Consider the following 8,419-nt stretch of genomic DNA (forward strand, 5'->3'; position numbering starts at 1 on the left):
GCCTGTTGAGGCGGGAGAGGCGGGCCGCCCTGGGCGGCGTGCCCGTTTCCGGGCCACGCCGCCGACCTGGCGGACTGGGCTACAGCGCGCGTTCCAGGCGGTCCGCCATCAGCTTGACGAAGCGGGACGGTTCCTTCGGCCGGCCGCCCTCCGCGAGCACCGCGAGGCCGTGCAGGAGCTCGGCGGTCGCGGCGAGATCCGTGCGGTCCTCGCGCTCCTTGTACGCCTGGTTGAGGCCCTTGACCAGCTGGTGGTCCGGGTTGAGTTCCAGGATGCGCTTGGCGCGCGGCACCTCCTGGCCCATCGCGCGGTACATGTTCTCCAGGGCCGGGGTCAGATCCTGCGCGTCGGAGACGATGCAGGCCGGGGAGACGGTGAGACGGGAGGACAGGCGCACCTCCTTGATGTCCTCGTCGAGTTGCTCCTTCATCCAGCCGAGCAGCCCGGCGTACTCCTCGGTCTGCTTCTCCTTCTCGCCTTCGAGGGTCTCCTCGTCCTCATTGTCGAGGTCGATCCGGCCCTTGGCGACGGACCGCAGCTTCTTGCCCTCGTACTCGCCGACGGCGTCGGCCCACACCTCGTCGACGGCGTCGGTGAGCAGCAGCACCTCGATGCCCCGGTCCCGGAACGCCTCCATGTGCGGGGAGTTCTCGATGCTCTGCCGGGACTCACCGGTCAGGTAGTAGATGTCGTCCTGGCCGTCCTTCATCCGCTCCACGTACTGCTTGAGCGTGCTCGGCTCCGTGTCGTGGTGCGTGCTCGCGAACGACGCGACGGCGAGGATGGCGTCGCGGTTCTCCGAGTCGGTGACCAGTCCCTCCTTCAGGACGGTGCCGAACTCCCGCCAGAACGTGGCGTAGCGGTCCTGGTCCTTGGTCATCATGTCCTTGACCGTGGACAGGACCTTCTTCGTCAGCCGTCGGCGCATCATCTCGATGTGGCGGTCCTGCTGGAGGATCTCGCGGGAGACGTTGAGCGAGAGGTCCGCCGCGTCGACGACGCCCTTGACGAAGCGGAGGTACGGCGGCAGCAGCGCCTCGCAGTCGTCCATGATGAACACGCGCTTGACGTACAGCTGTACGCCACGCTTGAAGTCCCGCGTGAACAGGTCGTGGGGAGCGTGGGCGGGGAGGAACAGCAGGGCCTGGTACTCGAAGGTGCCCTCCGCCTGGAGCCGGATCGTCTCCAGCGGATCGCGCCAGTCGTGGCCGATGTGCTTGTACAGCTCGTGGTACTCGTCGTCCGACACCTCGTCACGCGGCCGCGCCCACAAGGCCTTCATGGAGTTGAGCGTCTCGGGCTCGGGCGCCTCGTCGCTCTTGTCGTCCGTGGCAGAGGCCTCGGGCACCATCCGGATGGGCCAGGTGATGAAGTCCGAGTACCGCTTGATGATCTCCTTGATCTTCCACGGGGAGGTGTAGTCGTGGAGCTGGTTCTCCGGGTCGGCCGGCTTGAGGTGGAGCGTGACCGAGGTGCCCTGCGGCGCGTCGTCGACCGTCTCGAGCTGGTACGTGCCCTCGCCGCGCGAGGTCCAGCGGGTGCCCTGGCGCTCGCCGGCGCGCCGCGTCACCAGGGTGACTTCGTCGGCCACCATGAAGCCGGAGTAGAACCCGACGCCGAACTGGCCGATGAGTCCCTCCGCCCCGGCCTCGTCCTTGGCCTCCCGCAACTCCTCCAGGAATGAGGCGGTACCCGAGTTGGCGATGGTGCCGATGAGCCGCCCGACCTCCTCGTACGACATCCCGATGCCGTTGTCCCGCACGGTGAGGGTGCGGGCGTCGCTGTCGATGTCGATCTCGATGTGCAGATCGGACACGTCGGCGTCGAGCGAGTCGTCCCACAGCTTCTCGAGGCGCAACTTGTCCAGCGCGTCGGAGCCGTTGGAGACGAGCTCCCTCAGGAAGACGTCCTTGTTCGAGTAGACCGAGTGGATCATCAGCTGCAGCAGCTGACGGGCCTCCACCTGAAACTCAAACGTTTCGGTCGGCATGTTCGCGAATACCTCACAGGTCCTATGGCCAGAACTGGTGGAAGCCACTCTAAACACCACGTCAGGGCCGTGGCCGGAATATGGGAGCGGTGGCTGGATTCGTACTCCGCGCGGCTACGAGCCGCGGCATGATCCCGGTGGTTCACTGACGGCATGCCTTTCGATCGCTACGGCGTGCTCTCGGGAACCCTGTACCGGCACTACCGCGACAAGCCGGACAACCAAGGCCGTTGGTTCCACGTCAACGTGGAGGTGGATGCGCCCGATGGGCGTTATCACTGTGCCGTCGACGTCGACAGCCACAAGTCCAACGTGGGTGTCCAATGGAAGTCGTTCACCCTGGACACCGGCGCTCTCGGGCCGGTCCCGGCCCTTGCCCCGGGCTACCACGACCTGGCGTCCACACCGGACTCCGGAGCCCTGGACTACCTGCGTCATCCGGCACTCGTCGACCGGTCCGGCGTAATGTTCCAGCGCCGGCCGCCGTCCTGGCTGCTGGATCTCCTCGACCTGTTCGGCTCGCGGCCGTGGCATGCGGGCTCCAACATCGACGCCGCCGCCGCGTTGGAGCCGATCCTGGTGACGGGCAGGCGCATCCTCGTCTTCGGTGAGCCGTTCGACAACGACCCCGAGGGGGACCTCGGGATGCACAACATCCACCAGAACCAAGGCGACCCGACGGGCTCGCAGTGGTGGGCGGAGAACGGGATCTGGCAGGACGGCGCGACACTCACTCTGCGCCCGGACGGCCGCTACGACGTGTTCCTGAACAAGTTCTCCAGCCAGGCGAGTCACACGGACAGCGCGGGCCACCCCGTGGCGTGAACACATGGCGGCGCAGGCGCGGCAGCGCACCGCCGTCGTCGCCGCCGCCCTGATCGTCCTGGCGTCGGCGGCGATCTTACGTGCTGAGTTGCGTAGTTCTACGGAAGCGGCCCGCCCCACACCCCGTCACACTGATCGGCAGCAACGACCGATGCCCCGTTGAGGGGTTGAAGGGGGCCGACCCGTGACCATTTCCAGCAGCCCCGCGGCGACCGACAAAAAGCTGACCGCCGCGTACGTGCTGACCGTGGCCGCTTCGGCGCTCACCCTCCTCGGGCTCTACGTCCTGGACTGGTTCCCGGACCACGTCTGGGGCGGTCAGACGTTCCTCGAGTACCGAACCGAGCACCTGGCGGACCGCGGAGACTCCGGCCTGCAGGGGTGGGAGTACCTGGGCGACACCTACTTCCAGTTCGGTTACCTCGTCCAGACGGCCGCCTTCGTCCTGCTGCCGTTCGTGGTGGCGCGGTACAACCGCTGGCACTGGCTGGCCGCTCTGGCCGTGCTCGGCGCCGCCTGGCAGGTGGCCGGCATGAGCGCCGCCGCCATCGTCAACACCACGTTCGCGCCGGCCATGGGACCGCTCGCCGGGATCCTCGCTGTCATCGGATGGGTCCTCGCCCGCGTCGCGGTCAACGAGTAGACCACAACGCCCCCACACGCACGCCGGTGGTGCAGGTGTGCCGAGGCCCTCGGGACGAAGGTCAGTCGCTGTGCACGATCTGGATCAGGTTGCCGCAGGTGTCGTCCAGAACCGCAGCGGTGACCGGGCCCATCTCCAGCGGCTCCTGGGTGAAGTACACGCCGAGCCCGCGCAGCCGGTCGAACTCCGCCTGTACGTCGTCCACGGCGAACGAGGCCGCCGGAATGCCGTCCTGGACCAGCGCCGTCTTGTACGGCTGCACGGCGGGATGGCCGGAGGGCTCCAGCAGCAGTTCGGTCCCGTCGGGCTCCTCCGGCGAGACCACGGTCAGCCATCGGTCCGTGCCCATCGGGACGTCGTGCTTCTTCACGAAGCCCAGCACGTCCGTGTAGAACCGCAGGGCGTTGTCCTGGTCGTCGACGAAGACGCTGGTGAGGTGGATCTTCATGGGGTGTTCTCCGGCGCATCGGGCTTGAGCCACCGGTTGACGATGCGCTCAAGCGGTTCGGTGGTGAGGTCGTGGAACTTGTAGCGGCCCTGACGCCGGGTCCGGATCAGGCCAGCGGCTTCCAGCACGGCGAGGTGCTGGCTGATCGCCTGGCGGGACGATCCCAGACCGTGTGTGGTCGTGAGCCGCGCGCAGATTTCGAACAGGGTCTGGCCGTTCCGCTCCGTCAGCTCGTCGAGAATCTTTCTGCGGGTGGGGTCGGCCAGGGCCTTGAAGACATCGTCCGGCACCACCACACAATAGGCAAGCAACGACTTGCCTATCAAGTGGGGTGACCGGCTCCGGTGGTGCCCGGGTGGCGCAGGGCGCACAGGAAGCCGATGCCCAGGGCGATGGCCATGCCGTAGAAGACCCTCTGGTTGGCCTCGGCGAAGTCCATCCGGATCGCCGACATCGCGTCCCGCATGGTCGTCGCCAGTGGGCCGTCGCCGGTCGGCCGGTGGGGCTCGGCGTGGCCGGTGACCGCCTCGGCGACATCGCGGGACACCGCGTCGGCGGCGTCCTGGGGCAGACCGCGGGAGGTGAGGGTGGACGCGACGTTGTCGGTCATGGTGTGGGTCAGCAGGGTGCCGAAGACGGCGAGGCCGACGCTCGCCGCGTAGTTGCGAACGGTCTGGGTGATGCCGGTGACCTCGCCGTAGGAGGGGTCGATGGCGCGGTTGACGGCGTCCGTCGAGGCGGGGGCGAGGATGAAGCCGATGCCCGCGCCCGCGAGGGCGGCGTAGGGCCACTGGTCGTGCATGGACAGGTCGGTCAGTTTGCCCGCCCACAGGGATAAGCCGACGGCGCCGACGACACAGCCGGTCTTCAGGGCCGGGCGTGCGCCCCGCTTGTCGAGGATGCGGCCGCCCCACTGGGAGGCGAGCGCGAACCCCGCGAAGAAGTACAGCAGGTACAGGGCGGCCTGGTTGGGTGAGGCGCTCAAGGACACTTGGGCGTAGACCGAGGCGAAGAAGGACACCGGGACGAACGCCGGCATGGAGAAGAACAGCACCAGCGCGTCCACGCTGAAGGCCCGGTCACGGAAGACCGCCAGCCGGATCAGCGGATGGCGGGTGCGCAGCTCGTAGCGGCAGAACACCACCAGCACCGCGAGTCCTCCGACGATGGTGGCCCAGGTCGCGGCGCTGTCCCAGCCCCATGCCGACGCCTGCTGGAAGCCCAGCACGCTCAGGCCCATCCCGGCCACGATCAGCAGCGCCCCCACGACGTCCAGCCGCTCGTCGCGTCGGCGGTCGACGATGCGGGCGAACGCGGTCAGGATCAGTGCGACGACGGCGACGGGGACGTTGACCCAGAAGATCGCCCGCCACGTCCAGTCGGTGAGCCAGCCGCCGAGCAGTGGCCCCAGCGCGGTGAGGGCTCCGGTGATGCCGAAGAACAGGGCGAGCGCACGGCCACGGCGCTCGACGGGGAACACCGCGACGACCACCGCCAGCGCGGCGGGGAAGAGCAGAGCGGCGCCCAGTCCCTGGGTGGCGCGGAAGACGATCAGCCAGGTCAGCGCGTAGTCGTCCTGGGGCACGCAGCCGCACAGGACGGAGGAGAGGACGAACACCAGGGTGCCGACGACCACGACACGCCGTGGGCCCCACAGGTCCGCCAGGCGTCCGCCGAGGGCGAAGAAGGCCGCCAGGGCCAGCAGGTAGGCGTTGACCACCCACTGCATTCCCGAGCTCGACAGGCCCAGTTCGGAGACGATGTCGGGTGCCGCGATCGAGACGATGGTCTGGTCGATGAAGGTCATCGCCACCGCGAACATCATGGCCGCGAGGGCGATCGACTGGGACGGGCGCCCGGTCGGCGGCCGTGGCCGCATTCTCACCGCGCCTGGTGTGCGTGCCGGTCACTCGGCCAGTCTGCGTCGACGGCGCCATGGGTGCATCCGATACGTTCCTGACCTGCGGCTTCAGCGCTTCCCCAGCTCGACCATTCCCTGCACCGCCCGGCTCAGCACCAGCACGCCCGCCACGATCAGCAGGGCCCCCAGCAGCTCGGGCAGCAGCCACCAGTCCGTGCGGATCTCCTCACCGAACAGGAAGATTCCCAGCGCCAGGCTCACCACGGCGTCGCCGATGGTCAGCGCGGGCTGCGACGCGACCAGGGGGCCGGCCTGCAGCGCGTTCTCCAGCAGCAGTACGGCGGCGACACCGGTCAGCGCGAAGCCGTACGTCTGCCATGACGTGAGGAAAGCCGTCGGGCCGCTCTCGGCGAACGTACCCGTCGCGGACTTCAGCAGGGCGGCGGTCAGGGCGTTGCCGATCGCGGCCCCGGCACCGAGCAGGACGGCACGCAGGGCTGCCGGGCGCCCCCGGCCGGCCACCAGGACGGCCGCGGCCATCGCGCCGAGGCAGAGACCGAGCGCCGGAATCCACCGGGACACCGTGGCCTGGTGGGTGACTCCGTGCGGGGCGGCCGCGGTGAGGGCAAGCGCCAGCCCGGCCACCACCGCGGTCACCCCCCACCAGCCCCAGTGCGGCAGCCGACGTCGCATCAGCGGTACGGAGACGAGCAGGGCGAAGGGCAGTTCCAGGATGAACAGCGGCTGGACCAGGGCGAGGGGTCCGTTCACCAGGGCCAGACTCTGGAAGAGCGCGGCGCCCGCCACACCGACGATGCCGATCACCCAGGCCGGCCGCCGGACGAGTTCCGCGAGGAGTCGCAGACCGCCCTTGCTGCTGGCGGAGGCCGCCTTGCGCTGGAAGGCGGTCCCCACGGCGTTGCTCGCGGCACCCGCGACGGCGAACACCGCGGCGAGCTCGATCACGGCGCACCACCCGGCCGTGACGCCTCACCGGCCCGGCCGCCGGAAGCACCACACGGTGGGGTGACTCGGATCGGATGGTTCAGGACAGCACCGATCTCCCGCTCGGCCCCCGAGCAGCTTTCAGCCTACGAAGCGATGCGGCGAGCGGCATGCCGGCTTGGCCCGGACGGAACAGGTGACGTGGCGAAAGATTGGCAATCTGCTGGTCGCTTGCTCTCCGTTTGCTGGGCTGTCTCTCTGGAGCGGGCTCCTAGGGTCGTTGTCGTCCCCCGGTAGTCCGGTTTCACGGACCTCCGAAACGCCAGTGATTCCCCAGTGTTTGGAGGCACCCTGATGCGTGCTCTGCCCCGTCGTGCCCTGCTTGCCGCTGGCCCACGCCGCAGCTCGGTTCCCCCTCGGCGAGGTCGCGCCAAGTCGCCAGTTGCCTGAGAGCACGCGCGGCCGGCGTCATGCGCCCATCATCGCCAGCTCACCCCTTGGCCACCAGAATGTGAGGGATTCGTAACCGGTCTGCGTCGATGAATGTCCGGATGCAGACCCGACGCCTGCCGTTCGCCACGGAGCATGATGGAGAGCGGCACGCCCGGATGCCCTCGGCACGGGCCAGGCGCCGAGCGGTCCCACGGGCCGCCTCACTCGACACAGGGAAGATGCGGTCATTGATCCTGGTATCGAGGACCTCGGGCACGAAAACCCGCTCCGATGCCTGGATGGCGTGCGGGCCGGGTTCTCCCCCAGAGGGGACTGGAGAAGTTTCAGGCTCCACCGCGACCACGGTCGGGTTGGGGTTCTTCTCCCTGAGCACCTGCCCGACGCCCGTCAGCGTGCCGCCGGTTCCGACGCCGGCGATGAAAACGTCGGCCTGTCCCTCCGTGACGCGTGCCTTGTCCAGCGCGGTCCCTGCGGGCTGTCCTCGATGACGAGTCCCGACTGGTTGAGCTGGTCGCGGATGGCGTCCGCGGTGGCCCAGTCCTTGCGGGCGCGGGCGGCCTCGCGCTGCTCGAGGACGAGTCCTACGAGGCTGTCGACGACGCCGTGCAGATCCTCGCCGCGGCTCTCCTCGTCGGCCCACTGCGGGTCGAGCGGGTCCAGCCCGAGGACGCCGAGCATGGCCCGCACCTCGGCGAGACGGGCGACGGCGGCCTCCTTGTCGTCGGCGGCCAGCGCGCTGTTGCCCTGCCGGACGGTGGTGTGCACGACGGCGAGGGCCCCCGGCACGCCCAGGTCGTCGTCCATCGCCTCGGCGAAGGCGAGCGGCACCTCGGCGGACGGCTCGACGACGCCCGCCTTCTCCACCACGCGCTGCATGAAGCCCTCGATGCGCGCGAACGCCGACTCGGCCTCGCGCAGGGCCTCCTCGCTGTACTCGATGGTCGAGCGGTAGTGCGGGGTGCCGAGGTGGTAGCGCAGGACGATCGGACGCCACTGCTTGACCATCTCGCTCACCAGGACCGAGTTGCCGAGCGACTTGGACATCTTCTCGCCGCTCATGGTGACCCAGGCGTTGTGCACCCAGTACCGCGCGAAGTCGTCGCCGAAGGCCTTGGCCTGGGCGATCTCGTTCTCATGGTGCGGGAAGACCAGGTCCAGTCCGCCGCCGTGGATGTCGAAGGCGGAACCCAGGTACCGGTGCGCCATCGCCGAGCACTCCAGGTGCCAGCCCGGACGGCCGCGGCCCCACGGCGT

Annotated in this window: 9 protein-coding genes; 2 read left to right on the forward strand and 7 right to left on the reverse strand. The window is 69.0% G+C overall.

Features of this window, described 5'->3' with window-relative positions; genetic code table 11:
- Positions 1 to 79: 79 nt before the first annotated feature.
- The gene (gene htpG / locus F7R91_RS35225; RefSeq protein WP_150956648.1) at positions 80 to 1,990 is read right to left on the reverse strand and encodes a molecular chaperone HtpG; all 1,911 of its coding nucleotides are present in this window, start codon (positions 1,988 to 1,990) and stop codon (positions 80 to 82) included.
- 153 nt (positions 1,991 to 2,143) lie between these two features.
- Here htpG and F7R91_RS35230 point away from each other — a divergent pair, with 153 nt between their 5' ends.
- Together F7R91_RS35230 and F7R91_RS35235 are read left to right on the forward strand one after the other, a co-directional pair.
- Positions 2,144 to 2,815 (forward strand): DUF2278 family protein, encoded by a 672-nt coding sequence (locus F7R91_RS35230; protein WP_150956651.1) that lies wholly within the window; start codon positions 2,144 to 2,146, stop codon positions 2,813 to 2,815.
- Between the two features lie 184 nt (positions 2,816 to 2,999).
- Positions 3,000 to 3,458: a hypothetical protein gene (locus F7R91_RS35235; RefSeq protein ID WP_150956654.1), complete on the forward strand. Its 459-nt coding sequence runs from the start codon at positions 3,000 to 3,002 to the stop codon at positions 3,456 to 3,458.
- 61 nt (positions 3,459 to 3,519) lie between these two features.
- On the opposite strand, the gene F7R91_RS35240 is transcribed toward F7R91_RS35235, so the two are convergent.
- The 6 genes from F7R91_RS35240 to F7R91_RS35265 all read right to left on the reverse strand — a co-directional run.
- Positions 3,520 to 3,906 carry a VOC family protein gene (locus F7R91_RS35240; protein ID WP_150956657.1) on the reverse strand — a complete coding sequence of 129 codons (387 nt, stop codon included), beginning with the start codon at positions 3,904 to 3,906 and terminating at the stop codon, positions 3,520 to 3,522.
- A complete protein-coding gene (locus tag F7R91_RS35245; RefSeq protein ID WP_150956660.1) occupies positions 3,903 to 4,196 on the reverse strand; it encodes an ArsR/SmtB family transcription factor in 294 nt (97 codons plus the stop codon). Before F7R91_RS35245 ends, F7R91_RS35240 begins: the two co-directional genes overlap by 4 nt.
- Positions 4,197 to 4,228: 32 nt before the next feature.
- On the reverse strand, positions 4,229 to 5,785 hold the full coding sequence (locus F7R91_RS35250) for an MFS transporter (protein ID WP_150956663.1): 1,557 nt from the start codon (positions 5,783 to 5,785) through the stop codon (positions 4,229 to 4,231).
- A 90-nt stretch (positions 5,786 to 5,875) separates the two neighbouring features.
- Complete coding sequence (locus F7R91_RS35255; RefSeq protein WP_150956666.1) at positions 5,876 to 6,733, reverse strand: DMT family transporter; 858 nt, start codon at positions 6,731 to 6,733, stop codon at positions 5,876 to 5,878.
- Positions 6,734 to 7,202: 469 nt separating this feature from the next.
- Entirely contained in the window at positions 7,203 to 7,625 is a 423-nt protein-coding gene (locus F7R91_RS35260) for a pyridoxal-phosphate dependent enzyme (RefSeq protein WP_225320977.1), read from the reverse strand.
- Positions 7,553 to 8,419, reverse strand: an 867-nt coding sequence (locus tag F7R91_RS35265; protein ID WP_225320975.1) for a DALR domain-containing protein, incomplete at its 5' end; no start/stop codon positions are given. The genes F7R91_RS35265 and F7R91_RS35260, both read right to left, overlap by 73 nt.

This window comes from Streptomyces luteolifulvus (assembly GCF_008806595.1).
Lineage (GTDB): Bacteria > Actinomycetota > Actinomycetes > Streptomycetales > Streptomycetaceae > Streptomyces > Streptomyces luteolifulvus.

Coding starts and splice junctions, on each gene's coding strand:
- htpG (WP_150956648.1), bottom strand. CDS start 1,990: ATGCCGACCGAAACGTTTGAGTTTCAGGTGGAGGCCCGTCAGCTGCTG.
- F7R91_RS35230 (WP_150956651.1), top strand. CDS start 2,144: ATGCCTTTCGATCGCTACGGCGTGCTCTCGGGAACCCTGTACCGGCAC.
- F7R91_RS35240 (WP_150956657.1), bottom strand. CDS start 3,906: ATGAAGATCCACCTCACCAGCGTCTTCGTCGACGACCAGGACAACGCC.
- F7R91_RS35250 (WP_150956663.1), bottom strand. CDS start 5,785: ATGCGGCCACGGCCGCCGACCGGGCGCCCGTCCCAGTCGATCGCCCTC.